Origin of the sequence: Salinibacter grassmerensis (genome assembly GCF_947077765.1) — a bacterium.
In the GTDB taxonomy this organism is placed as follows: Bacteria; Bacteroidota; Rhodothermia; order Rhodothermales; family Salinibacteraceae; genus Salinibacter; species Salinibacter grassmerensis.
In genome coordinates this window covers 123796-149553 of the sequence record NZ_CAMTTF010000003.1, presented here as the reverse complement: position 1 = coordinate 149553, position 25758 = coordinate 123796, and the positions used below count along the sequence as shown (strand labels likewise).

Below are 25758 nucleotides of genomic sequence, written 5' to 3'. Positions count from 1 at the left end.
TTGAATCCCTGAGTCTGTGCTCTCCTTGCAGATAGGTCGATAAAATGACTGCTTTTGTAAATCTATTCCTCCCCAGCTCGCTTCCAGAAGGGTCCTCTGAGCGTCGTCTTGGGTACCTGGCGATTGCGATGGCATTTGCCATCATGGCCGCGTCGATCAGCTATTCGGCCCTGTACGTCCGGTGGGAGTTCTATGCCGGAATTGCAGTGCTATGGAGCGGTACGGTGGCCTACGCTTTCGTTCCTGTTTTAATCAAAAGTGGGGCGGCTCCATCTGTTGGGGCCAAGCTCACTGCTGTCATCACGCTGGTAATGATGTCTTCGCTTGTTTGGGTAGACGGCGGAATCTCCTCAAGCACGACGCCCTGGCTTGTCGTTGCTCCACTCATGGGTCTTCTGATGGCAGAGAGATGGTTTGCAGGGCTAATAACCGGAGCTACTATTGGAGAAGTTGCCCTTGTTCACGTGCTAGATACTACAGGTGCTATGGCATTCCCAACTGGTACGGCCGAAGCATTTATTTCGGAGCATAGAGCTGTATCGTACGGGGGACTTGCCATTATCATTGCTGCACTGGCTCTGGTCTTCAAAAACAGGCAGGAGCAGGCGATGGAAGATGCCAAAGCCGCTACCGAAGAGGCCCGGGCTCAGAAGGCCGATGCTGAGAAGATGGCCGAGGAGCTCGAAGAGCAGAAGCGCTCGGTCGAGAAGCAGGTGGAGGAGGCCACAAGCAAGCTTCGCAGCCAAAAGGAAGCACTCTCCGGTCACGTTGAGGAAATCCTTCAGGCCATGGACCGCTTCTCGGAGGGGGACCTGACCGTTCGGGTTCACACCGGCCGAGAGGACGAGATCGGCCGCCTGTTCGACGGGTTCAACCGGGCGGTCGGAAGCGTCCAGCAGATTCTCAGTGACGTAAAGACGGCGACCGAGCAGACCGCCTCAACAGCCGACCAAATCTCTTCCTCCTCCGACCAGATGGCCGCCAGCGCCGAGGAGCAGTCCGCCCAATCCGAGGAGGTGGCCGCGGCGGTCGAGGAGCTGAACCAGACGATTGGCGAGAATGCCCGGAGCGTCCAGTCGGTCGCGGAGGCGGCCAGTCAGGGGAGCCGTGAGGCCCAAGAAGGCCGGGAGATTGTCTCTAAGGCCACAGGGAAGATGGAAGAGATCGCCGAGGAGGTCCAGAGCACCGCCGAGACCATCGACCGGCTTCAGGCCTCCAGCGAAGAGATCAGTCAGGTGATCGAGACGATCGACGAGATTGCGAATCAGACGAATCTACTGGCTCTGAACGCGGCGATCGAGGCTGCCCGCGCCGGCGGTGAGGGATCCGGGGAGACAGGCGAAGGGTTTGCGGTCGTCGCCGAGGAAGTCCGAGAGCTCGCCAACGAGACCGACGCGGCAACGTCGGAGATTGCGGACATCATCGGGGAGGTGCAATCCGAGATCGACCAGGCCGTAGAAGCAGCCCGCCGGAGCAACCGGAACGCGCAGGAAGGAATCGATCTGTCCCGAAGGGCCAGCAGCACCTTAGAAGAGATTGTCTCCTCGATCCAGAGGGTTGAGGACCAGGCGGATGAGATCGCGGCGGCGTCCGAAGAGCAGTCCACCACCAGCAAGGAAATTGCCCGGAGCGTACAGTCGATCTCGACGGCCGCACGGGAGTCGGCCGCGGGGGTGACCGAGGTATCCGACACTGCGGGCGACCTGGACAACGTCACCGAGAAGCTACAGCGGCGGCTCCAGCAATTTACCGTTGCTGAAAATGCCACGAGCTCGGGTGCTCCTGTTGAGTCCGGTCGTCCGGACCGAAACGGGGCCGTATCGGGAGGGGGACGGGCCGGAGATGGGGCGCCAACCGTGTAGGTGACAGGAGCCCACGGGACCGCAGTCGACTGCAGGGGGCAACATCGTTGCCCCGAGGGACGCGCGCGTCTGCACTGCTTCCGCGGCGATGGGCACAAGGAGGCTTTTTTGTTCTGGAGTCGAACCGTACCCGCTTCACAGTGGAGGGGTTGGGAGAGGGCCCCAGTGTCAAGGGGCAACGTCCCGCATCAGTGGGTCCAACAACCTGTTCGGATCGAGCTCCCTTCGGCCGGCACGGCCGGATGCAGAGGTGAGGCAAGAGTGCACGAACACCGGCCCAAGCTGCGTCGGCCCAACTGCGATTCCTCGGCTTGAATTTCTATCCCCATCGAAGGAGAAAAAACAGGGGAGAGCTGGCAATTGGTCAGCGACTGTGCGCCCCGCTTGGCAGTGGAGGAGAGCGACGAGCGGGCTAACTGAAACCCCCTACAGCCGTAGTGAGTGCGTCGACCGTGCAGGGATGAGCTCCAAGCCGGGTTTAGAACCCCGGCCCCGTTCTGTGCTGCGCCAAAGGCCTTTGAGCCCCGGATTTAGGGCCCAGAGAAATACCGGAGGAGGGCCGCCAAGAAGCTCTCCTTGCGATCCGTGAAGGGAGGGAGGACGGCCTGCACGAGCGATGCCCCGTACCGGCGCCGCAGGACCGACCGCTCGTTCGAGAAGGCCCGGAATCCGGCTTCGCCGTGTCCCCGCCCGATGCCGCTGTGACCGGCCCCGCCGAAGGGGAGGTTGGGATTGGCGTAGTGGAAAAAGCCCTCGTTGACGCAGGTGCTTCCGGCCGTGGTGCGTCCCAGAACGGTCTTGACCATCGCGTCGCGCTCGCTGAAGAGGTACATCGACAGCGGGTTGGGCCGCTCGTTGACGATGCCCACCGCCTGATCCAGCGACGAGATCGGAATCACGGGGAGAAGGGGACCGAAGATCTCTTCCTGCATGACGGAGGCCTCCAGGGGCACGTCCGTCAGAATGGTGGGGCTCACGTATCGGGTCTCGGCGTCGGTGTGCCCGCCGAAGGCCACGGTGGCCCCGTTCGAGACGGCGTCCTCCAAGAGCCCCACGACGCGGTCCCAGTGGCCGTCGTCGATGAGGCGGGCGTAGTCGTCGCTGCCCCGCCGCATCGCCGCCGTCGCGCCGTAGAAGCGCTCCACGGTGTCGATCAGGCGGGCGACCAGGGCGTCGTGCATGGGGGCGTCAACGAGCACGTAGTCCGGGGCGATGCAGGTCTGGCCCGCGTTCGTGAACTTCGACCAGGCGATGCGCTCCGCCGCGAGGTCGAGGTCGGCGGTCTCGTCGACGATCGCCGGCGACTTCCCCCCAAGCTCCAGTGTCACGGACGCCAGGTGGTCCGCCGCGGCTTTCATCACGAGCCGACCGACCCGCGGGCTGCCGGTGAAGTACACGTGGTCGTACGGCTGCTTCAGGAGGCCCTGCGCGACCTCCTTCGCGCCGGTCAGCAGGGCGATCTCCCGCTCCTCGTACAACTCACCGATCAGCTTCTTGAGGACGACGTTCGTGTGCGGTGTCTTTTCGGAGGGCTTGAGCGTTGCGCAGTTGCCCGCCGCGATGGCGCCGATCAGCGGGCCGAGCGTGAGCGTGAGGGGATAATTCCAGGGGGAGAGGAGCAGTGCGACCCCCTTCGGCTCGTAGTGGATGTCCGACCGCGTCCCCGCAAAGAAGGCCGGGTGGCTGCGCCGGTCCGGGGCCATCCAGTCGTCGAGGTGGCTGATCGCGAACTGGGCCTCGTCGAGCAGGGGCTTCATCTCCGTGAGGTCTACCTCCGCCGGGGCCTTCCGGAAGTCGGCGTGGATGGCCTCCTGAAAGTCGGTCCGGTACGTGCGGAGTCCATCGCAGAGGCGCCGGAGTTTGTCCCGGCGCTGGTCGACGGAGGTGGCGCGGACCGCCGGGGCGTGGGCCTGCTGGGCCGCAAACACGCGTTCGATCTCGTCGGTACTGGCAGAGGCCGGAGGAGAAGCGGAATCGAGCATCATAGGGGACGAGAGTCGTATAAGAACGGGTCCCTCGAACCTGTCTCCCGAGGCCCGTGATCCGCGGCGCGGCCGGCAACAATGCGGCCCGGCCGGGATTCGAACGAGTGGCATTCGGAGCCCACAATTCCCGACATCCACGCGCGGACGTTTTCGAACCAACGACGCCCCATTTCCCATGGACGCACTCCTTATCGTCGACCTTCAGAACGACTTTTGCCCCGGCGGCGCCCTGGCGGTGCCGGAGGGGGATACCATCGTCCCGACGGTGAACGAGCTGGCCGCCCGGTTCGACCACGTCATCCAGACGCAAGACTGGCACCCGGCCGGGCACCAGTCGTTCGCCTCGTCGCACCCGGACCACGATCCGATGGACGTGATCGAGGTCGACTACGGCGAACAGGTGCTGTGGCCGGACCACTGTGTCCAGGGCACGGAGGGGGCCGAGTTTCACCCGGACCTCGACACCACCCCGACGGAGCTGATCGTCCGCAAGGGGTTCCGACCCGAGATCGACTCCTATTCCGCCTTTTACGAAAACGACGGCGCGACCCCGACCGGCCTGACGGGCTACCTCCGCGAGCGGGGCATCGACACGCTTTACCTGTGCGGCCTCGCCGCGGACTTCTGCGTCAAGTGGTCGGCCGTGGACGGGCGCGAGGAAGGGTTCGACGTGTACGTGATTGAGGACGCGACCCGTGGCATTGACCAAAACGGCTCGCTGGCGCAGGCCTGGGACGAGATGAACGAGGCCGGTGTGCAGGTCATCTCGTCGGAGGCTGCGCTCGACCTGGCCGCGGTGTAGGGGATGCGACCCACAGCGCCATTGCCGTTGGGCCTGCACGCGGTCTCTAAGAGATTCGGAAAGCAATTCCGGTCGTGCCCGCTCAACGGTCGTCGAAAATCTCGACTGGCCATCACGGGCCGCGAACGCCAGGCGCGGTCCGGTGCGTGCCGCATCGAGTTGGCTGCGGGGAGGTCCCACAAGGACGCAGCATTCGGGGTCCTTACGTCCCCTGAGCCCGAGGTCTGACAGTTCACTCTGCGGCGTCGAGGAGATCGTGGCACCAGCACCTCGCCCTGTCCCGAACGCCTGCCTGCAGCCAAAGACTGGGTCCTGCTCGGAATTGGCATGGAGAAGGTCACAGGCGAGCGCACTGATATGGAAAGGGGTTCAACAAAGTCAAGAGTGGGAAAGCCATGCGCGACGCATGGAGGCTCCTGACACTCTAGTGATGGGAAAGTGAAGATTTACGCCGTACAACAGCGGAAATTAGCTCGCGAAAAGTCGTGGCACATGGACTGCTTAAGCACAAGATGCAACTTTCATCTCAGGAGGACAAAACGGCCTGGACTTTTTGTCAGCTACATCGAGGGTTATGGAGACGCTATTTTTTTGAAAGTGAAATCTGCACTTCTTGACTTCCCCGAAATATAATGGCTGGACAGGGGCCTCTTTCTTCCCGTTCGTCGTATTCTACCTCTCCAAGGTTGACCTCTTTGGACTGGTAGTCCTCAGCTGAAACCACAAAAGCATACTCGCCTTCGTCATTAGCAAACCCGCAAGGAATTGAGCAGCGGAGGCTATCTTCGTTCAAGGCTGTCGCTCCTGAGCGAAGGGATAGTAGAGGAACCCGCACTTCTGATCCGTCCCGTGTTATGTCGGTCAGTATTAGCTCGGGAATCGATTCACCCGAGCTTGTGCCTTTACCCTCTGTGATACGAAGTAGCGGATCTTTCCACTCTACCTGGCAGCTCCCAGCAGTCCTCCTAGAGTCACATCTAGTTGCCACAAGCATGTAAGCTCCAAGAACGAAAAGTAGAAAATAACGAGAGCCGGTCATGATGGGGAGATTATGTCGTCTGCATAACGGCGTAGATTAGCTTGCGAAAAGTCGCGGCACATCACCTGAATAGAGCAGAGGAAGCGCGCCCTTCGGACCAACGAGGCAAAACGGCCCGCGCTTTTCGTCAGCTACATAGAGAGTTATGCCGTGCTCTGCTTCAACTTTCCGATATCCACGGAATCCTCCTATCTTAAGTTGTCCATTCGGGTGAGAAGTTGCGCTCGTTTTCGTACGGCCTCCTGTGGCTAAATTGCCTCACTGGACTCGACCTTACTGTCCGTGGTATTGCTCTCGCTGAGCCACCAGTCTTGTATCTCTAGAACCGCTGTCACAAAAAATGCAATGATAAGCGCCCTAAGCGGCTCGTCACTCCACGCGTAAGCCTCTGGGGAAATTAACCAGGCGATCGCTTTGTAAATAAGAACACCAATCCACGCACTGATGAACCGATTCTGCATCGTAGAGAGAAGTTTAAAAACAGGGACTGAGATAAGTGTCGACCTCATTGTCACGCGCGAGTTGGCATAATGACGAAACTCACCCGACCCGGGCGAGGAACTGTTCAGTTGCTCTCAGTGCCGCTCGAACTGAAACGTACAACGAAGTATCCATTCGTTTGCATGGCCACTCTCGATCAGCGAAGTCGAACTGCCTTACCGGAACCGCTTGAAAGCGGCAGCAGCCCGGGTTCAGGTGTAGTGGAAGTGTTATAGGGCCAGGCCAATATGGCAGTTGCTAGCAATACAATTAGTTAAACTCAAATTTCTGCCATCAGGGGATTCGACTATGAGATTATCTGTATTCCCATGAAAATGCATTCTGTTTAGCTTCATGTCGAGTTTTTGAACCGCAACCGTGTCACGGCCTGATATTGAGAGCTGAAGTGAAATTTGACCGGGAGCATCGTGAATGGTGATGGTACCTCCTACTGCTTCAACGTCCCAATTTCCGGTAAATACCCTCCATTCATTATCTTTTATCTGTAAACTAGTCTTCCCGTTTGAGTTAGAAAAATTTGCACTCAACCGAAATGGTCCACCCTCTTCTTCAGCTTCCTTGATTTGAAAAAGAGGTTTCTCACCGACCTGAACAGGTATATCACACTCAACAAGTGTAACGCCGGCAAACTCTATCTTGGGATGTTGTCGCCCGACATCAATGAACTCACTCGCGTACCCCTCTTTGAGACAGTGTGGATCGCGCCTTGCCTCCTTGACTGCTTGTTTCGACCAAAAACCTCTAGTCACTTTTGCATGGCACTGAGGGCACAGCAACGCAATCTTGTCAGGGTCATGCTCTTTTGCTTCTGCGAATGGAGGATCGATATGCTCGTACTCAATAATGCTTGTCCCACAGATAACGCATCCAAAACCACAGGCCCTGCGTACTTCTCGCTTTACTTGAGCTGGTATCGTGCGAGATAGTCCATGTTTGTTCATTACATCAGCACAGATCTGGCGCTATAATATATCTTATATGGATCCATTCCGCCATATCACATTATGCCGATCGGCATAATACGGGTCTCGAATTGTGACAAATAATTGCCTCCCTGTAGGTTATAAAATCAACAGAAGCATTATGCCGAACCGATCCACATAACAACGTTATGCCGATCCTCCTGCGTCGAGACACCTTACGGATTTTCGTCGTACGGATCAAGCCAAACGGTACGGAGGGCGCCCTGCGGACCGCCTCAGTCCGCCAGCCGAATTAGCGTCTTCAGGATGTCGAGTGTGGTCTGGTCGGGGGCGCCCTCGGTCCCGACACGGACGTGACGCGGGTCTTCCAGGGCGGTGGGCGCCTCGTAGCGGTCCGTGAGCATCTCGAAGTCGGTGGCCCGGGCGTCAGAGGCCGTGGCGTCCTTGGCGGAGCGCTCGCGCAGGCGCTTCTTGAGGGTCCCGTCCCCGGCGATCACCTCCACGAACACGTACGGCACGTCCGCGGCGCGGAGGGCGGTCCGGAGGCTGTCGCGCTGCGCGGGGCGACTGAAGGTGGCGTCGAGCACCGTGCTTTGGTGGCGGCGGGCCCGCTGCAGGGCACGGGTGCGGAGCGTGGCGTAGGTGGCCTCCGTCGCGGCGTCGGTGTAGAGGCGCTCGCGGGTGGCGGCGTCGGGCCGGCCGTGCTGGGGGACGCCGGCGTGGGCCTTGCGGATGCGGTCGGAGGCGAGGTGGGGCCAGCCCAGGGCGCGGGCCACCGCCTCGGCCTGGGTGCTCTTGCCGGTGCCGGGGCGGCCCATGACCACCACCACGAGCGGCTCGGGGCCCGCCACGGCGTAGTGGAGGGCCAGCTGGTAGTAGTGCCGGGCCTGGGCGCGGCTGCGGTCCCGCTCGGCCGGGGGGATCTCCGCTTCGTTGGCCCGTAGCCCGTGCACCTTCCCCCGCACCTGGACCCGCTGGCTCTTGTAGAAGGGGATTACCGTGGGCAGCCCCGGATCGTCCAATCCCTCCGCCATCCGGTTCACGAAACGCCGGGCGAGGTCCGGGTGCCCCTTGCGGTCGAGGTCCATGGCCAGGAACGCCACGTCGTTGGCCACGTCGAGGTGCCGAAATTCGTCGTTGAACTCCACGCAGTCGAAGATGGCGACGCGGTCGTCGGTGAGGTGGACGTGCTCCAGCCGCAGGTCGCCGTGGCCCTCCACGATGCATCCCCCAGCCCGGCGTCGGTGGAGGCGGGCGGCGTGCTGATCGTAGAAGCGGTCGGCATAGAAGCGGAGCGCCTCGTGGGCCGGGCGCGAGAGCAGGTGGCCAACGTGCCCCTCCGCCTCCGCGAAATTCCCCTCCGTCACCGATCGCAGCCGGTCGATGCGGCCCGCCTCCGCCACCTCGGGCGTCGAGGAGCGCGACTCGTAAAACGTGCAGAGGGTACGCACGACCCGGTCGATGTCGGCGGCCGACGCGGCCCCGCGGGCCAGCCGGGCGTCGAGAAACTGATCCGGGTCTAGGTAGCGCATCGCCACGGCCACCTCCACGACGGGCCCTGCGTCTGGGTCGCCGTCTACCCGGAGGCCTGCGTCGGTGTCCACGATGGGCACCACCCCCTCGTACGTGTCGGGGGCGAGGCGACGGTTAAGGCGGACCTCCTGCTCGCAGAAGTGCCGCCGCCGCTCCAGGGTCGAGAAGTCGAGGTACTTGAGCGAGACCGGCTTCTTGATCTTGTACACCTGGGGCGGGGCGAGGGCGACCAGGGAGATGTGGGTCTGCTCGAACTGGATCCGGTCCGGGTCGTGCGGGTAGGCAGCGGGGGCGGAGAGGGCGTCCTTGAGGTCGGAGATGGAAGGCGCCATGCGACTATGTGTGAAAGGTCGTGTCCTGATCGGCGTGGGTCTGGAGGCGGTCGGCGGGGGCAAAGCGAGGGCCGTGGCGGTCGGCCAGACGCTGAAGGGTGTTTACGACCGAGGCCGCCCCCGTACGGTCGACGTGGCGGAAGGGACCCCCGAGAAATGGCGGAAAGCCAAGCCCGAACACAGCCCCGAGGTCGCCGTCGATGGGGGCGCGGAGCACCTCGTCTTCGAGGCACCGCACGGCCTCGTTGACCATCATGAGGAGGAGCCGATCCTGAACCGCGTCGGCCGGCGGCGTCGAGCGGGTGGAGGCGTCGCTATGATGGTACACCGCGTCGTTGACGCCCTGCGGGTCTTTGTCGTCGGCGTCGTCGTCCGCGTCGTACTCGTAGAACCCGCGGTTGGTCTTCTGGCCCAGCAGGTCGGCCTCCGCGAGCCGGCCCGCACGGTCGCTGATGTCGACGCGCTCGGACGAGAGGGCCTCGCCCATGACGTCGGTAATCTTGGCCGCCACGTCCAGGCCCACGAGGTCGAACAACTCAAACGGGCCCATCGGGAACCCGGCGTCCTTCATCGCCTCGTCGACCGCCTCAATCTCGGCCCCGGCCTCGAAGAGCAGCAGGGCCTCGTTCATATAGAGGGCGAGGATGCGGGTGGTGTAGAAGCCCGGGCCGTCGTTCACCACGATGACGGTCTTGTCCTGCGCGAGGCCCGCGGCGTACGCGGTGGCCAGCGCCTCGTCGGAGGTCTCCTCGGTGACGACGATCTCCAGCAGCGGAATGTCGGGGACGGGGGAGAAGTAGTGCATGCCGAGCACCCGGGATGGGTCGTCCACGCCCTCGGCGACCTTCGCAATCGGCAGGGCGGAGGTGTTGGAGGCCAGCACCGTGTCCGCGTCGACGACCGCCTCCACCTCCGACAGCACCGCGTGCTTGATCGACAGGTCCTCCGGCACGGCCTCGATCACGACATCGGCCGTCCGGAGGGGCGCGTAGTCGGCGGTGGGGGCGACCCGCTCCACGATCTGGTCCCGCGTGAACGTGTTGATGATGCCCTTCTCTTTCTGCGCGGTCACCGCGGCCCAGATGGCCTTCTTCCCCTCGGCCGCGAGCGCCAGGGACTGGTCCTTGAGCACGACGTCGAGCCCGTTCTGGGCCGATACCTGGGCGATGCCACTGCCCATGAGGCCCGCCCCGAGCACGCCCAGGGTGTCGACCGGGCGTGCCTGTTCGGACTGCGGGTGCGTCTCCGCGTCCCGCTTGGCAAAGAAGATCGACACGAGGGCCTGCGACTCGGGCGTGAACACGAGCTCGCCAAAGTGCTGCCGCTCCGTGTCGAGTCCGGTCGTCAGGCCCTCCTCTATCCCCGTGCGCACGGCGTCGATGATGCGGGGCGGTGCGGGGTAGTTGCCCCGGGTGCGGCTCTCGGTCCGTGTGCGGGCCTGCCGGTAGATGACGCGCCGGCTGACGGGATTGCCCTCCAGCAGGCGGTCCCCGAGCGACTGAGCATCGCGCTCAACGGTGCGGGTGCCCGCCGCCAACTCACGGGCCGCCTGCCGGGCCGCCTCGCGGAGGCCGGGCGGGTGGATGAGGCCGTCGACCAGGCCGATGCGCCGCGCCTTTTTCGGATACGTATTCTTGCCGGTCAGCATGAGCCCGAGAGCCCGCTGCACGCCCACGAGGCGCGGCAGCAGCTGGGTGCCGCCCCCGCCGGGCAGGAGGCCGAGTTGCACCTCCGGCAGGGCCATCTTGGTCGCGTCGGCGGTGGAGGCGACGCGGCAGTCGCAGTTGAGCGCCAGCTCCAGGCCGCCCCCCATCACCGGGCCGTGAAGCGCGGCCACGGTCGGCACCGGGAGGCTTCGGACCCGCTCCCCAAGGGCGTGGGCCTCGCGGCTCAGGCGCCGCGCCTCCGCCGGAATCTCGAACGTCTGCAGCATCGACAGGTCGGCCCCAACGATGAACGAGTCCGGCTTGCCGCTGGCGATGACCAGCCCGGACAGGTCTGCGTGGGTTTCAATTACGTCCAGGGCGTCGGAAAACGCGTTCAGCGTGGCCCAGGAGATCTTGTTGACTGACGCATCGGGGGCGTCGAGCTCGAGCGTGGCCACCCCGGTCTCGTCCACCGTCAGGGTCAGGAGGTCCGTGGGCACAGAGAGGGCGTTCGGCATGGGGGTAGGGCGTTGGAGACAGAAGGAGGGGAGCGCTGAGAGCGGGCTAGGAAGGCCTCCGTTCGACGAGGAGGGCGTGCCCCAGTCCGCCGGCGGCGCAGGCGGCGACGAGGGCCCAGCGGCCGTCCTCGTCGTGGAGCCGGTTCACCGCGCTCATCACGAGGCGGGCCCCGGTTGCCCCAAACGGGTGCCCCAGCGACAGGGAGCCGCCCCGGGTGTTGAGGCGATCCATGTCGACCGCGCCGACCGCCTCGGTCCGGTTTAGGTGCTCCGCAGCAAACGTATCGGAGCGGAGCGCTTCGAGGACCGCCAGCACCTGGCCGGCAAAGGCTTCATGGAGCTCGATCACGTCGATGTCGTCGAGCGCGAGGCCGGCCTCGTCGAGCACCTCGGGGATGGCGTACGCCGGGCCCAGGAGCAATTCCGTCTCGGGGTCCTGCGCGACGTAGGTGTAGGTGCGGAGGGCGGCGCGCGGCGCAAGGCCCTGGGCCTCGGCCACTTCCTCCGCCATCAGCAGCGTCGCGGAGGCGCCGTCGGTGAGGGCCGACGAGCTGCCGGCGGTGATGGTCCCGAAGGGCTCGACGAACGCGGGCGGCAGGTTGTGGAGCTGCTCCATCGAGGTGTCATCCCGAATCACGTTGTCGGTCGTGATCGGGTCGAACGCCGGCGGGACGGTTGCGGGGGCGAGCTCCTCGTCGAGGCGCCCGTCGTCCCGGGCCGCGGCGGCCCGCTCGTGCGAGCGGAGGGCGTATCGGTCCTGGTCCTCGCGCGAGATGCCGAACATCGCGGCGAGCCGGTCGGCGCTCTCGCCCATCACCTCGCCGGTTGAGAACTCGGCGATGGCCGGCGTTTCGGGCAGCAGGTCGCCGGGGCTGAGGCCGTCGAGCAGGTCCAGGTAGTCGCCCGTGCTCTTGGCCTTGCGGGCCTGAAACAGCCGCTTCCGGACGGGCCGCTTCAGCCGGACGGGCGGGTCGCTGAGGGTCTCGGTGCCGCCCGCGATCATGACGTCTGCCTGTCCGGTGCGCAGGAGGTCCATGCCACTGGTGACGGCCTGGTTGCTGGAGATGCAGGCCATCGTCACCGTGAAGGCGGGCACGTGGTTCGGAATGCCGGCGGCGAGGGCCGACTCCCGCGCCACGTTGCTCGTGTTGACGTCCTGCACGACCGTGCCCATCACGACGCGCTCGACGTGGTCGGGGGGCAGGCCGGTCCGGGTGAGCAGGTGCCGCAGGACCATGCGGCCCATGTCGTAGGCCATGAGGTCGGCGTACCCGGTGCCGGCCCGCTGGAAGGGAAGCCGGCAGCCGTCGACGAAGACCGCGGTGCGGCCGGGGGAGGGGACAGGCATTGAATTGGGCTGTTGGGAAAGAAGAGGGTATCCATACGTGCGGCTGGGGGCCCCGTTCGGCACGACGCGAAAACACCCCGAAAAGCGTAGGGGGGCCCGAACCACGGCCTTCGCCCGCTGTTGCCTGATTCAGACGGCTGCCCAGCGGGGCATCTCGTCGCCCCATCTGTATCCGTACACCAGTCGTTCCCGAACCAAATATGAGCACATCCGACACCTCTACCCTCATCGGACGCGGTCCTGTCTTGGAGGCCCTGAAGCGCGATGACCTGGGCATCGAAAAGGTCATGCTGAAGCAGGACGTAAACGGCGCCCAGATTGGGGCCATTCGGTCGATCGCCGACGATCGCGGAACGCCGGTGCAGTACGTCCCCGAGGCCCGGCTGCGGCACGAGTCCGACGGGGCTACCCATCAAGGGGTGGTTGCCATTACGGCCCCGATCCGGTACCAGGAGGTGGACGACATGCTCTCCGACATTGCGCCCACCTGGGATGCGGTGCAGACCGCCCAGCCGATGCTCCTCGTCGTCGACCGGGTGACGGACCCTCGCAACTTTGGGGCGATGCTGCGGAGCGCGGTGGCGGCCGGCACCGACGGCGTCATTGTGCCGACCCGCGAGATGGCCCCCCTGAACGCCGCCGCGATCAAGGCGAGCGCCGGAACGGCGCCCCGGATTCCGATTGCACGGACCGACGACCTGCCGCGCGTGCTGACCCAGCTCAAAGAGCGGGGCTACTTCGTCTACGGCGCGGAGGGGACCGCCGAGGCACCGCTCTGGGACGCCGACTGGGACCGACCCGTGGCGGTGGTGCTGGGAAGTGAGGGGGCGGGCCTGGCGCCCAGGGTGGCCGAGGCGTGCGACGAACTCATCTCCATTCCGATGCGCGGGCCGGCCGAGTCGCTCAATGTCTCTGTGGCGGCGGGCCTCCTTGTTTACGAGGCCGCCCGGTCGCGGACGTAGCGGACGGGGCAGGGCCCCAACCAGGGCGTGTCGCCCCCCGTCCACGCCCTGCATCCATGCGACGCGACGTTCTTCCAACGCCCGTTCCATTTCCGGGACGGGCGTTTCTGTGTCGGGGAGCCCGGGAAGAGGGTCAGACTGGACCGGAGACGCGGAGAACGAAACGTCGGCACGCCGCTCCGGGTGCGGAGGCTGTCCGCAGGAGAGACGGCCGCCACCCGTGCCAGGCCTGGCCTGTATGCGTGACCAAAATTGAAATTCTCGTCACGCGCACATTGCCGGCAACAAGTCAAGGGTGAGCCGCCGATAACGTCTAATGAACTCATACAGAAAATTTTACTTCGCGCATCATCCTGTACAAAAATGACGCTCGTTGGATCGTCCCACTAGGCCTTTTGGGGCCGTAGGAGGTCAATGGGTGGTTTTCGACGAGGGTACTTTCCTATCATGCATACCCAAACAGCAACTAAGGAGACGGGGACGGGCCCGACGATCGATGATCATGATCTGCAAGAACGAACGCTGCAGTACCTCCGGGCTGGATGGAAGGCGACCAGCCGAAAGTTTGCCGCACTTCTGGTGATCCAGTGGGTCCTGTCAATCGTTCTGGCCAGTGTGGCGTCGGCGGAGGCATGGGCCGGAGCCGAGAGTGCCGTTGGCGGCTACGTGCTCACCGCCGTTCTGCTCGGGGGACTGATTTCCCTTCCCCCGGCCATTGCCGGGTGGGTTCGGCCTTCCTCCGAGGTGACCCGTAACCTCATAGGCGCCGCCCAGCTTCTGATGTCGGGCCTTTTGATTTATCTCGTGGCCGGGCGCATCGCAATGCACTTTCACATCTTCGTCTCCCTTGCTTTCCTGGGGCTCTACTACGACTGGAAGGTGCTCGTGACCGCTGCACTTGTGACGGCCGTCGACCACTTTGTTCGTGGCATCGTCGCGCCGATGTCGATGTTTGGAGTAACCCATTCGGCGCCCTGGATGGCGGCGGAGCACAGCGCCTGGGTCGTCTTTGAGGTCGGATTCTTGACGCTCGGATGCCTGCAGGCCCTCCGGGCGCAGCGAAACCGGGCCCAGACGGAACTGGAGAACGAAGCTCAGAACGAAGAGCTTGAGACGATTCTCGCCGACCTTGAGGAAGCGCAGGAGGAGGCCCAAGAGAAGAAGGAAGAAGCGACCCGCCTGGCAGACTCCGCCAAGGAGGTAAGCAGCTTCCTGCGTTTGGAGATCGAGGACCTGGACGGTCGCCTTGAGCGCCTCGAGAACGGAGACCTCACCGTTTCCTTTGTGGGGGAGGCGCCAACGACCCCGACCGAGAACACGGAGGAGGCGGCCGAAATGACCGGGCGGCTCCGGGCAAAGCTTGGGGGCGCGGTCGGGGCGATCCGCTCAACGTTGCAGGATGTGATGAGTGCAACGACCAAGGCCAAGGGGGCCGCCGAAGAGATTAGCACGTCGTCCGATCAAATGGCTGCGTCCGCCGAGGAGCAGTCCGCGCAATCCGAGGAGGTGGCCGCGGCGGTCGAGCAGCTGAACCAGACGATCAACGAAAATGCACGGAGCGTCCAGTCTGTTGCTCAGTCTGCCCAGGCCGGTGGGCGCGAGGCCCGAGAGGGGCAGGAGGTGGTCTCCGAGGCGACCGGCAAGATGAAGGACATTGCCCAAAAAGTGCAGGGCACCGCCGACACCATTGACCGCCTGCAAGCGTCCAGCGATGAAATCAGCCAGGTCGTCGAGACCATCGACGAGATTGCGAACCAGACGAATCTGCTGGCCCTAAACGCGGCGATTGAGGCGGCCCGGGCCGGCGGGGACGGTTCCGGGACCGAGACGGGGCAGGGGTTCGCCGTGGTGGCCGAGGAAGTGCGCGAACTCGCGGACGAGACCGACCAGGCCACCTCCGAGATCGCCGACATCATTGGCGAGGTCCAGTCGGAGATCGACCAGGCCGTAAAGGCGGCCCAGCAGAGCAGTCGTGACGCGGAGGAGGGCATCGAGTTGTCGGAGGAGGCGAGCGAGGCGCTCGGCCAGATCGTCGCCTCGATCGAAGAGGTGGAGGCAAAGGCCGAAGAGATTGCAGCGGCCTCCGAGGAGCAGTCCACCACCAGTAAGGAGATTGCCCGAAGCGTACAGTCGATCTCGACGGCGGCCCAGGAGTCGGCGGCGGGCGTCACGCAGGTATCCGACATTGCCACCAACCTGGATCGCCTGACCGAAGATCTGGAAGACCGGGTCCGGCAATTCGCTCTTGAGCAGCCCCGATCCGCGGCGGGCGAAAAGGTCCCGGCCTCCGTGGACGAAGCGCCCGATCAGGAACAACCAGAAGGCACCCAGCGCCCAGGTGGGCCCGGACGCTCTGAGGTGTCGGGAGATGGGGCCCTGCCAGAATAGCGCGGGGCTCAGAGCGTTCTAGAAGCCGCCTCGACGAACCATTTTGAAGACAGAAGGCAGGGTCTTTCACCTCGATCGACCCTGGACTTGCGCCTTTCGTGCGCAAGTACTTTTGGACATCAATGCGGCATCCCCAACGCTAATCCCTAACGCTAAAGTGCTCCGGCCCCGGCGACCCGACATCGTCGGGCCGGGGCTTCGGCACGGGAAGGGTTGCCAGCCCCCGTTCTCTGTTCAGTGCTTGATGCGGCTCACCTACGCGGGGATGGAGGGCATCAGGTACTGGCTGGCCACCTCGGTGAAGGCCTCCACCTGATCTTCGACCCAGGCGGAGGGAAGGTCCTGCTCTTCGGCCATCAGCTCTGCGACCTGCGGGGCCACGTCGATACTCGCCTGTGCATTGAGCAGGAGGCAGCGCGTCCGGCGGGCCAAAACGTCCTCCACCGTCCGTGCCATCTCGTGTCGGGCGGCCCACACCACCTGTCCGGCCCGAATGGGAAGCCGTTCGTCGAGGGGCTCCCGGAGGCGAGGGTGCTCCTCCATCAGGGCCTCCAGCTCCTCGGCGTCGGCGCCGTAAAGGGCCAGATCGCCAAACTGATCGGAGTCCTGATGCCAGCCGTGCAGGCGGAGATCATCCGTGTTGGACGGCCGGCGGGCAAGCTCCGCGTGGCGGGCCGCCTCGTCGATCGTGTCCTCCGCCATCTTGCGGTAGGTGGTCCACTTGCCCCCCGAAATGGTGACGAGTCCACTCTCGGAGACGTTGAGCTGGTGCTTGCGGGAAATGTCTGAGGTGTCCCCGTTGCTCCCCGGGGGGGCCACCAGCGGACGAATGCCGGCGTAGACGCTCAGCACGTCCTCCGGCCCCGGGTCCTTCTTGAGGTACCGCTGGGCGTGGGTCAGAAGGAAGTCCAACTCCTCGTGGCCGGGCGTGGGCTCCATGCTTACCTCGTCCACCTCGGCCTCGGTTGTACCGACGACGACTCGGTCGTGCCACGGGATCGCGAAGAGGACGCGCCCGTCGTCCGTCTTCGGGACCATGATTGCGCTGTCGCCCGGCAAGAACGACTTGTCCAGGACAATGTGGGTCCCGCGGCTGGGGCGGAGGGTGGTCTCGGCCGTCGGGTCGTCCATCTGCCGGATGGTGTCCGTAAAGATGCCGGTGGCGTTGATGACGGACCGCGCCTCGATGTCGAACGTGGCACCGGTCTCCTGGCACTCGGCGACCACCCCATCCACCTGCCCGTTCGTTTTCGTCAGGTCCGCCGCCTTCATGTAGTTGAGCAGCACGCCGCCGTGGTCCTCGGCCGTCTGGGCCATGTTGACGGCCAGCCGGGTGTCGTCGAACTGCCCGTCGAAGTACAGAATGCCGCCGCGCAGCCCATCGGTCTCCACGGTGGGGAGGCGATCGATCGTCTGGCTTCGGTTGAGGTACTGAGACCGCCCGAAGTTTTGGCTGCCCGCGAGCAGGTCGTATACCTTCATCCCAATCCCGTAGTAGGGGGCCTCCCACCACTTGTAGCTAGGCACCACGAAGGACAGGTTGCTCACGAGGTGCGGCGCATTGTCCTGAAGTCGCTCCCGCTCTTTGAGTGCCTCGAGGACGAGGGACACGTTCCCCTGCTCCAGGTACCGGACGCCGCCGTGCACGAGCTTCGTCGAGCGGCTGGAGGTCGCCTTCGCGAAGTCGTGCATCTCAAGTAGGAGCGTGTCGTAGCCCCGTGCCGCGGCGTCTACGGCACAGCCGAGCCCGGTGGCCCCCCCGCCGATGATGACGAAGTCCCAGGGCTTTTGGCGGGACTTCAGTGCCTCGATGCCTTGTGTGCGGTCCATGAGATTCATCGCAAAAAACAACAGAGTGAGCGAGTGGGCCTCGGAGAGCCCCCCCAGACAACGCTGCTGGAGGGAGACCCCTCGACCGGAGGGGGAGAACCCCCGCCGCGCGGGCCCCAATAGGGGAGTGAAAGCACTGAGGCCCCCACCGGCAGGTGGCGGCCCCAGGCCGACTGAGCGTCTACATCATACTCAGCACGTTCAGTAATGTACCGACTTTATGCTGTTAGAAACTGAAGGAGAGTTCCGTCAAGACGCCACCGAAGCTGTCGGCATCGGCCGGGCGAGTAACGCCGGTGTCTCCGTGCGTCTGGGTTACCCCCTCAACCTTCAGGAGAGCGCGGTCGAAGATCATCCACCCAAACCCACCTTGAAAGCGAGTCAGGTTGGCGTCCGCACCGTCCGGCGCTTCCTGATCGTTGACGATCGTAAAGCGACCGGCAAGGTAGAAATTCTCTGAGACATCCACCTTCGCGCCGACGCCGCCGAAGACAGCAGTGTCGTCCGGGTCGCTCTCATTCGCGAATCCGCCCCAGAGGTCGATGTCCAAAGGATCCGGGGTAATCTTGGCGTCGGCCTGTGCGATCACACCTCCGTTGGGAAGGGCAGCGTGCGTATTCCGCGCGGAAATGGCTGAACGCGTAGTTGTACCCTCAATGATGCCCGTTTCAGGGTTAACCGCTTGCTCCTCAACCGGCAGATTCAGGTAGTAGTTCTCGCCGTCTCCGTTAGCGAAGACAATACCCTGGGTCCCAGACTGGATCGCGGCTCCGGCACCGACCTGAAAGATCTCGTCTTCGGATCCGGTGTACCGGACCTTCCCGATGTAGTTGAGGCCGGTTCCGCCGCCTTCCGGATTGCTGACGGTTTCGCCAAAGCCTCGGTTCACGGTGAAGTCAAAGCCAAACTCGTCGAACGATCCGATCAGCTTCACACCTTCTCCCGCCGTAATGTTGTCGGCCGGGGAGTTGCCAATCAGCGGATTGCCCTGAACGTTCGGGCCGTCGGAGAAGCCACGGAAATTGAGCAGACCGGTCACCGGCGTTCCGGCCTGGACCGTCAGCCCCTCACTCACCTGCAGGTTCATAACCATAAAATCGACCTGCGGCTGGAATTGACTCGCCCCGGAGGCGCCGCCGAAGTCATTCGGCTCGGATTCTAGCATGAGAAGTCCGCTCACGTTCTCTGAGAACTGCACGTTTGCGTTGACCCCGGCGCGTGCGGCATGGAAACCGGACGCAGTGTTATCCAGGCCGTCTACCGAAAGAACCTGTGCCGACTGCATCAGGTTGACACTAAAATCAATCTCTGGTAGCTCGCCGTCTTCCATCTGCGCCTGGGCCGGCACGGCCGTCGCCACGAGCAGCAGAAGGGCGAAGGCACTAGCGGTCAGCCATTGAAAAAGAGTGTTTGTGGTTCGTGAAATTGTAAACTGAGTCATGGGAGATGTTGTGGATTGGTGATTGGTTTTGAAAGCAGGCACGGTTTGGGTCCCCGCAGTGAAATGGGGGTGTGCCTGGCAATACACTCAGCCTCTCCGGGAGGAACCGAGGTGTGCGTCCGGAGAGACGGGTCGAAGTGTTGTCGTTCATGATGCCGGAAGGCACCGGCCGCAGCTCGAGCCAGCGGCTCGTGGTTGGCACTGCGGCCGGGGCGTGCTCCGGCTAGGGGAGAGTTTACTCACTTTCCCACTCTTGAATGAGCTCGTCGTACGGTACCGTCACCGGCTCTTCCGGCGGGCGCTCAGCCTTCGGCGAACCGGGCTGATTGAGCCAGTACTCCCGGGTGCGCTCTTCGTTGAGCTCCGGGGAGTACTCTGACATCCGCAGGCGCTGCATCAGCGAGTTTTGAATGCTCGCAAGGTCGTTCATCGCCTGCTTGACGGTCTTCTCGCCACTCACGGCGCTGGATACCTGCTTCCACCACTGCTCCGCGAGCAGCGGGTAGTGCGGCACATTCTTTCCTGAGTCCGTCCACTGGTCCTCCACGGGGGAGGTGTAGAAGGAGATCAGGCCGCCGAGGTCGCCCTCGCGCTCCTGCCAGTACTCCGAGTTCACCGTGGAGCTCCGAACAGGCGTCGTGCCCACGTTGAACTTGTTGAGGGACACGGTCTTGGAGGAGGCAAACTGTGCCCACATCCAGGAGGCGTGTCGCTTGTCGCCGGTCGTCTGCTTCGGAATGGTCCAACTGCCGGCGTCCTGGTACCCGACCTTCATGCCTTCATCCCAGTAGCGGCCGTGCGGCGTGGGGGCCATGCGCCACTTCGGATTGCCCTCGTCGTCCGTCACTGCCGACTCCGGCGAGGTGAAGGGATCGGCCGAGAGGAAGGTAATGTACTGGAAGACGCGCTGCGCCACGCTGCCGCGAGAGGGCACCGGGCCCGCCTCCGACCAGCTCATGGACGAGGCGTAGGGCGGGGCGTAGTCGTCCAGCCAGTCTACGTACTTCTGGGTGGCGTAGTAGGCCGCGGGGCTGTTCGTGGCGCCGCCGCGATCTACCGAAGAGCCGACCGGGATGCGGTCCTCCACCCGGATGCCCCATTCGTCCACGGGACGACCGTTGGGAAGCCCCGTATCGCCAGCGCCCGCGATCGAGAGCCAGGCGTCCGTAAAGCGCCAGCCAAGGGACGGACCACGTCGTCCGTAGTCCATGTGGCCGTAGATGCCGTCCGTCTCCGCGCCTACGTCGGAAGGAGAGACGGAATCCGTGAAGAACTCGGCGATGTCCTCGTAGGCCGCCCAGTTGCGGGGGACCCCAAGCTCATAGCCGTACTCGTTCCGGAACTGCTCCTTGAGATCCGGGTCGGTGAACCAGTCGTACCGGAACCAATAGAGGTTCGCGAACTGCTGGTCGGGGAGCTGGATCTGGTCGCCCTCAAAGTTCTGTCCGAACTCCGGGTTCATCCAGTCGTCCAGGTCGAGGGTCGGGTTCGTAAACTCGCTGCCCGGCCCGTTCATGTAGTCGGTAAGGTTGACCGCGCTCTGCAGGCGTATGTGCGTCCCGATAAGATCAGCGTCGTTGACGTAGATGTCGTAGACGCTGCGGCCGGACGCGAGCTGCGTCTGCAGCTTCTCAACGAGGTCGCCCTCCCCGATGATGTTGTGCGTCACGTTGATGCCCGTGATCTCCGTGAAGGCCTGAGCGAGCGTTTCCGACTCCCAAGTGTGCGTCTTGATCGTCTCGGCAACCGACTCGACGTCGGTTCCGCGAAGCTCCTCGGCGTTCTCCGCGAACCACATCAGTTCGTCGATCTGCTCCCGAAGGGTGAGCACCGATGGCTGGAATTCGAACGCATACTTGACGGCGGCCCGCTTGCGTTCGTTCATGGGGCCGTATTCGCTCTGGGCATACTCCCGAGCTTCCTCCCGTGTGATGTCGGGATAGTTGGGTTCATCGGGGAAGTCCTGCGCCTGCGCGGACGCAAGGGGTTGGAGGAGGAGGGCCGCGACGCAGAGGGCCACTGGCATCAGCCAGGCCCGGCGCGGCTTGTGGGGTTGGTAGAAGGTGCTCATAGCAAAGCCACCGTTGATAATGAAAGAAGTCGTTGAGGACGGTCAAGCGTCGAAGAGCAGGCCCCTTGCGGATGCGATCCGGTCGAGGGCGGCGTAAGCGCTTCCGTAGCTAAGCAGGGACGGTCGCTGCTGCCTTCGTCAATCTAAAGTGAAGGATAGGAAGCGCTTTTCTTCATCGATAGTCTAATCTTCCTAGAAAATGATTCCATCTTCCCAAAGTGGCCTCCCCGGCGGGTCGCCCTAGAAAAAGCTAATGGTGCCGATGATGGAGAGGATGCCCAGAAGGAGCACCGCCCACACGGCCGTCGGCCCGACAAAATACAGCCACAGGCAGAAGATTCCCCCTGTCATCAGCAGGCCCATGAAGAAGCGGTCTCCCCGGGTGGTCGCAATGGGGAGGAGGCCCTGGCGCGCCCATCCAGGCTTCTTCATGTCCCAAATCGTCAGGGTGGTGAGCAGTAGAATGATGGACCCGAGGAAGAGGAGCGTCGGGGACGTCCAGTTCATCCAGTCGGGAGGAAGAGAGAGCATGGGGACCAGTGGGGTCGAATGAAGCAGAGGTCGGGGAGGCCGGCGATTCCGCTACACGCGGCCCATGGAGAAGCCCGTCGCCAAAAGGTCACGGACAAGGTACACGATGATGGCCCCGGGAATCATGGCGATGACGCCCGCCGCGGCCAGTACGCCCCAGTCCCAGCCACCAGCGCCGAGGCTCCGGGTCAGGGTGACCGTAATCGGCTGTGCGGCCTCGTTTGTGAGGGTGCGGGCGAGGAGCAGCTCGACCCAGGAGAACATGAACGTCAGAAACGCCGTCACGGCGATGCCGGGTTTGATCAACGGAAGGAAGATATTCCAGCAGAAGCTGGTGAAGCTGTGCCCATCGATGAAGGCCATCTCGTCGATCTCCTTCGGGATGCCGGACATGAACCCTTCCAGAATCCAGATGGCCAGCGGCAGGTTGAACAGGCAGTGTGCCAGCGCGACCGCCCAGTAGGTGTCGATCAGGTTCAGGTTCGAGTAGAGGATAAAGAACGGCACCATGAAGGCCGCCGGCGGGGCCATTCGGTTCGTCAAGAACCAGAAAAACAGGTGCTTGTCGCCCCGAAAGTCCCAGCGCGAAAAGGCGTAGGCGGCGGGAAGGGCCGTGATGGTCACGAACACCACGTTCATGGAGGCCATGACGATGGAGTTGATGTACCCAGCCCGCCAGAACTCCGAGGTGAGGATCTCCTCGTAGTTCGCAAGGGTGAATTCGTGGGGGTAAAGCGTCAGCCGACTCAGGATTTCGGAGTTTGGCTTAAACGACATGTTGACCATCCAGTAAATTGGTATCATGATGAATACCAAAAACAGGATGAGATAATACTTTTTATTCATTGGTCACCACCTGCACCTTGTCCGAGGTTAAGCATGACGATGTAAATCACGAAGGAGATAAGGATTACGATGAAGAAGTAGATCAGCGACGTTGCCGCGCCTCTTCCCATCTGAAATCCTCCGATGGCCATTCGTGACGTGTACGTGCTTAAGAACGTTGTAGAGCTTCCGGGCCCGCCGCCCGTAAGCACGAACGGTTCGGCGTAAATCTTGAACGAGTCCATCAGCCGCAGCAGCACAGCGATGATGAGGACCCCCCGTAGGTTTGGCAGCGTGACGTACCGAAACGTCTTCCAGGGGGACGCCCGGTCGATCTTGGCGGCCATGTAGTACTCTTCGGGGATGGCCTGAATGCCGGCGTAGCAGATGAGGACCACCAGGGGGGTCCAGTGCCAGATGTCCATGGCCAAGACGGTCCACCAGGCATCAAGCGTGGAGCTACTGAGGTTGTATGAGTACCCGAGCCCGTCGAAGGCGGCGGGGAGCACCCCGATGTCCGACCGGGTGAACACGCGCCAGATGATCCCGACGACGTTCCATGGAATCAGCAGCGGAATGCCTAGAAGCACGAGGCTGAGGCCGACCCCTGGGCCCTCCTTGGGCATGCAGAGGGCCAGCCCCAGACCAAGCGGAATCTCGGTGATGAGCACGAGGAAGCTGAAGATGATCTGGCGTCGCAGTGCGCCGCGAAACGCCTCGTCCTCCAGGACCGCAACGAAGTTCTCGAGACCCGCAAAGTAGGGCTCGGTGCCCGGAAGCAGGGTCAACTGGGAATAGTTGATGACTGTGATGAGCGGGATAAAGGCACTGATCGAAACCAGGAGCAGTGCCGGCAGCAGAAAGAGCCAGGGACGTTGTTTCATTGGAGTACAAAGGTCCTAACGGGAATCACGGAAGCGGTGCCTACTGGGCGTGCACGGCCTGTTTCTCGTGGAAAAACTGCACCGCGTCGGGGGGGAAACTGAGCCAGATCGAGGCGCCCTCTTCGATCATGAAGTCGTGGGCCACGCGGGCCTTCACCTCCACGTCGGTGTCGTCGAGGCGGGTCGTCAGAATCTGGTAGCCGCCGACCATTTCCACCTGATCGACCGTCGCGGGAATGTAGTGCGTGTCTTCTTTCGGGTCGGCCACCTGGACGGTCACGGAGCTGGGGCGGATTCCGATCTGGCAATCCTTCCAGCTCAGATCGATTTCGTCGTGGATGCCCTCGGAGACCGAAATTGTGTGGGGCCCGATTTGTGCGTGCGGCGCCGCGTCGGCTTCCGTTAGGCCGCACTCGAGCAGGTTCATGCCGGGACTCCCGATGAAGTGGCCGATGAAGGTGTTGACCGGGTTCTGGTAGAGGGCTTCGCCGCTGTCGTATTGCACGAGGCGCCCGTCCTGCATGATGGCCACCTGCTCAGCAAACGTAAGTGCTTCGTGCTGGTCGTGGGTCACGTAGAGCGCCGTGATTTCGAACTCCTGCTGGGCCTCCTTCACGCGCCGGCGGATGGTCAGCTTCCGGGCGGGCTCGACGTCCGTCATCGGCTCGTCGAAGAGAATGGCGGAGGTGTCCGCGCGGATGATGCCGCGGCCCAGGGCCACCAGCTGGTTCAGTTCGGGGCCGAGGTTCGAGGGGCTGCTGTGCAGAATGTCGTTGAGCTCCAGCAGGTCGGCGATCTTCTGGATGCGTTCCTCGATCTCGTTCTCCGGCGTGCCTCCGTTTCGGAGGGGAAACGCGAGGTTGCCGTAGACGTCCATCGAGTCGTAGATGACCGGAAACTGGAAGACCTGCGCGATGTCGCGCTCGGCCGGGGGCTTCTCGGTCACGTCCTCGCCGTCGATGAGCACCTGCCCTTCGGTGGGCTGGAGCAGCCCGGAGATGATCTGGAGGAGGGTGGTTTTTCCACACCCCGAGGGCCCCAGTAGCGCATTGGCGGTGCCGTCCTGCAGCGTCAGGTCTACGTGGTCGACGGCCACCGTCTCGTCCGCGGTGCCCGCATCGTAGACGTGTCGTATGTCACGAACTTCGATCTCAGCCATGTACCAGCGTCGACGTTATGAGAAGGAGGGAATTTTGTCGCCCGCGGCGATCAGGTCGCCCGCCTCGGGGTCGTAGACGTAGAATTTCTCGGGGTCGAGCGCAAACGGAATCGACGCCCCGGTCTCCAGGTGCAGCGGGTTGGGGTGCAGCGCGTAGATCTCCCGGCCCTGAAAGTCCATGTGCAGGGTGCTGGTGGACCCGACCGTCTCTACGAACGAGAGGGTCGGGGCGACGGACGCCTCGGCCCCGTTTTCCGTGAGGGTCATGTCCTGTGGGCGGAAGCCGAGGTGGTAGGTTTCGCCAGGGGAGAGGGAGTCGAAGCCTGTGGCGGGGATGCGCGTGTCGTCGTCCACCTCGAAGTAGCGGTCGGTGGAGGTCGGCTCCTGGACGAGCGTGACCGGCACGATGTTCATGGGGGGCTCGCCCAAGTACTCGGCCACCGGCAGGTAGCGCGGCCGGTAGTAGATCTCGTCGCGCAGCGCCTTCTGGATAATGGTGCCGTCGTGGAGAAAGCCGATGTGCGTCGACATCGCGAGCGCGTCCCCGGCCTGCGGGGTCGCGTAGATCACCGTCGTGTCCTGCTCGGAGAATAGGCGCTCGAAGTCACTGCGCAGCTGCTCGCGCAGTTTGTAGTCGAGGTTGGCCAGCGGCTCGTCCATGAAGAGGTAGTCGGGCTCCTTGATGAGGGCCCGGGAAATGGCCGTTCGCTGGGCCTCGCCGCCACTGACCTCTTCCGGCAGGTTGTTGAGAATGTGGTCGATCTTCAGCATCTCGGCGGTCTCCTGCACGCGCCGGTCGATCTCTTCCGCCGAGTAGTTCTCGTCGCTCACCTGGAGGGGGGACGCGAGGTTTTCGCGAACGGTGAGGGAGGGGTAGTTGATAAACTCCTGGTAGACCATCCCGACGCTTCGGTCCTGGACGGCCACGTCGGTCATCTCCTCGCCGTCGTAGTGGACCGTGCCCGCGTCGGCGGACTCGATCCCGGCCATGATGCGGAGCAGGGTGGTCTTGCCGGCGCCCGTTGGGGCCACCACACTGAAGAAACTCCGGTCGGGAATGTCCAGGGTGATCCCGTTCAGCACCTGCTCGGTCCCGAACGACTTGTGGAGGTTTTCGACACGAATGCCCATGGGGCGGATCAGTGGAATTCTGAGAGAGAGGGCCCGCGACGGCGAGG

General features: G+C 63.3%; 18 protein-coding genes. 4 read left to right on the top strand and 14 right to left on the bottom strand.

Annotation, left to right across the window (positions count from 1 at the left end; all coding sequences use genetic code 11):
- Positions 1-44 precede the first annotated feature (44 nt).
- Positions 45-1862 carry a methyl-accepting chemotaxis protein gene (locus tag OJB03_RS07905; RefSeq protein ID WP_480919090.1) on the top strand — a complete coding sequence of 606 codons (1818 nt, stop codon included), beginning with the start codon at positions 45-47 and terminating at the stop codon, positions 1860-1862.
- A gap of 530 nt (positions 1863-2392) precedes the next feature.
- Here OJB03_RS07905 and OJB03_RS07900 read toward each other — a convergent pair.
- Positions 2393-3847: an aldehyde dehydrogenase family protein gene (locus tag OJB03_RS07900; RefSeq protein ID WP_263786369.1), complete on the bottom strand. Its 1455-nt coding sequence runs from the start codon at positions 3845-3847 to the stop codon at positions 2393-2395.
- A 175-nt stretch (positions 3848-4022) separates the two neighbouring features.
- Here OJB03_RS07900 and pncA point away from each other — a divergent pair, with 175 nt between their 5' ends.
- Entirely contained in the window at positions 4023-4649 is a 627-nt protein-coding gene (gene pncA / locus OJB03_RS07895; RefSeq protein WP_263786368.1) for a bifunctional nicotinamidase/pyrazinamidase, read from the top strand.
- A 583-nt stretch (positions 4650-5232) separates the two neighbouring features.
- Here pncA and OJB03_RS07890 read toward each other — a convergent pair.
- From OJB03_RS07890 to OJB03_RS07870, 5 genes are all read right to left on the bottom strand, one after another.
- Entirely contained in the window at positions 5233-5688 is a 456-nt protein-coding gene (locus OJB03_RS07890) for a hypothetical protein (RefSeq protein WP_263786367.1), read from the bottom strand.
- 710 nt (positions 5689-6398) lie between these two features.
- Positions 6399-7130: an HNH endonuclease gene (locus OJB03_RS07885; protein ID WP_263786366.1), complete on the bottom strand. Its 732-nt coding sequence runs from the start codon at positions 7128-7130 to the stop codon at positions 6399-6401.
- A gap of 257 nt (positions 7131-7387) precedes the next feature.
- Positions 7388-8977, bottom strand: coding sequence for a bifunctional aminoglycoside phosphotransferase/ATP-binding protein (locus OJB03_RS07880; protein WP_263786365.1), 1590 nt, complete (start codon positions 8975-8977; stop codon positions 7388-7390).
- Between the two features lie 4 nt (positions 8978-8981).
- Complete coding sequence (locus OJB03_RS07875) at positions 8982-11141, bottom strand: 3-hydroxyacyl-CoA dehydrogenase NAD-binding domain-containing protein (RefSeq protein WP_263786364.1); 2160 nt, start codon at positions 11139-11141, stop codon at positions 8982-8984.
- 46 nt (positions 11142-11187) lie between these two features.
- On the bottom strand, positions 11188-12489 hold the full coding sequence (locus OJB03_RS07870) for an acetyl-CoA C-acyltransferase (RefSeq protein WP_263786363.1): 1302 nt from the start codon (positions 12487-12489) through the stop codon (positions 11188-11190).
- Positions 12490-12689: 200 nt separating this feature from the next.
- Between OJB03_RS07870 and rlmB the strand changes: the two genes are divergently transcribed.
- Both rlmB and OJB03_RS07860 read left to right on the top strand, forming a co-directional pair.
- Positions 12690-13451: a 23S rRNA (guanosine(2251)-2'-O)-methyltransferase RlmB gene (gene rlmB / locus OJB03_RS07865; RefSeq protein WP_263786362.1), complete on the top strand. Its 762-nt coding sequence runs from the start codon at positions 12690-12692 to the stop codon at positions 13449-13451.
- A 447-nt stretch (positions 13452-13898) separates the two neighbouring features.
- Positions 13899-15839 (top strand): methyl-accepting chemotaxis protein, encoded by a 1941-nt coding sequence (locus OJB03_RS07860; RefSeq protein ID WP_263786361.1) that lies wholly within the window; start codon positions 13899-13901, stop codon positions 15837-15839.
- 255 nt (positions 15840-16094) lie between these two features.
- On the opposite strand, the gene OJB03_RS07855 is transcribed toward OJB03_RS07860, so the two are convergent.
- The 8 genes from OJB03_RS07855 to OJB03_RS07820 all read right to left on the bottom strand — a co-directional run bounded on the left by OJB03_RS07855 (position 16095) and on the right by OJB03_RS07820 (position 25711).
- The gene (locus OJB03_RS07855; RefSeq protein WP_263786360.1) at positions 16095-17669 is read right to left on the bottom strand and encodes a glycerol-3-phosphate dehydrogenase/oxidase; all 1575 of its coding nucleotides are present in this window, start codon (positions 17667-17669) and stop codon (positions 16095-16097) included.
- A gap of 226 nt (positions 17670-17895) precedes the next feature.
- Positions 17896-19152, bottom strand: coding sequence for a hypothetical protein (locus OJB03_RS07850; protein WP_263786359.1), 1257 nt, complete (start codon positions 19150-19152; stop codon positions 17896-17898).
- Between the two features lie 193 nt (positions 19153-19345).
- Positions 19346-21181 (bottom strand): ABC transporter substrate-binding protein, encoded by a 1836-nt coding sequence (locus OJB03_RS07845; RefSeq protein ID WP_263786358.1) that lies wholly within the window; start codon positions 21179-21181, stop codon positions 19346-19348.
- Between the two features lie 240 nt (positions 21182-21421).
- On the bottom strand, positions 21422-21712 hold the full coding sequence (locus OJB03_RS07840; protein ID WP_263786357.1) for a DUF2160 domain-containing protein: 291 nt from the start codon (positions 21710-21712) through the stop codon (positions 21422-21424).
- A 51-nt stretch (positions 21713-21763) separates the two neighbouring features.
- The gene (locus OJB03_RS07835; protein WP_272507225.1) at positions 21764-22558 is read right to left on the bottom strand and encodes a carbohydrate ABC transporter permease; all 795 of its coding nucleotides are present in this window, start codon (positions 22556-22558) and stop codon (positions 21764-21766) included.
- Positions 22555-23421: a carbohydrate ABC transporter permease gene (locus tag OJB03_RS07830; RefSeq protein WP_263786355.1), complete on the bottom strand. Its 867-nt coding sequence runs from the start codon at positions 23419-23421 to the stop codon at positions 22555-22557. The genes OJB03_RS07835 and OJB03_RS07830 overlap by 4 nt, the downstream gene beginning before the upstream one ends.
- A 40-nt stretch (positions 23422-23461) precedes the next feature.
- Positions 23462-24580 carry an ABC transporter ATP-binding protein gene (locus OJB03_RS07825; protein WP_263786354.1) on the bottom strand — a complete coding sequence of 373 codons (1119 nt, stop codon included), beginning with the start codon at positions 24578-24580 and terminating at the stop codon, positions 23462-23464.
- A gap of 15 nt (positions 24581-24595) precedes the next feature.
- Positions 24596-25711, bottom strand: a complete 1116-nt coding sequence (locus OJB03_RS07820) for an ABC transporter ATP-binding protein (RefSeq protein WP_263786353.1) — start codon at positions 25709-25711, stop codon at positions 24596-24598.
- Between the last annotated feature and the right edge of the window lie 47 nt (positions 25712-25758).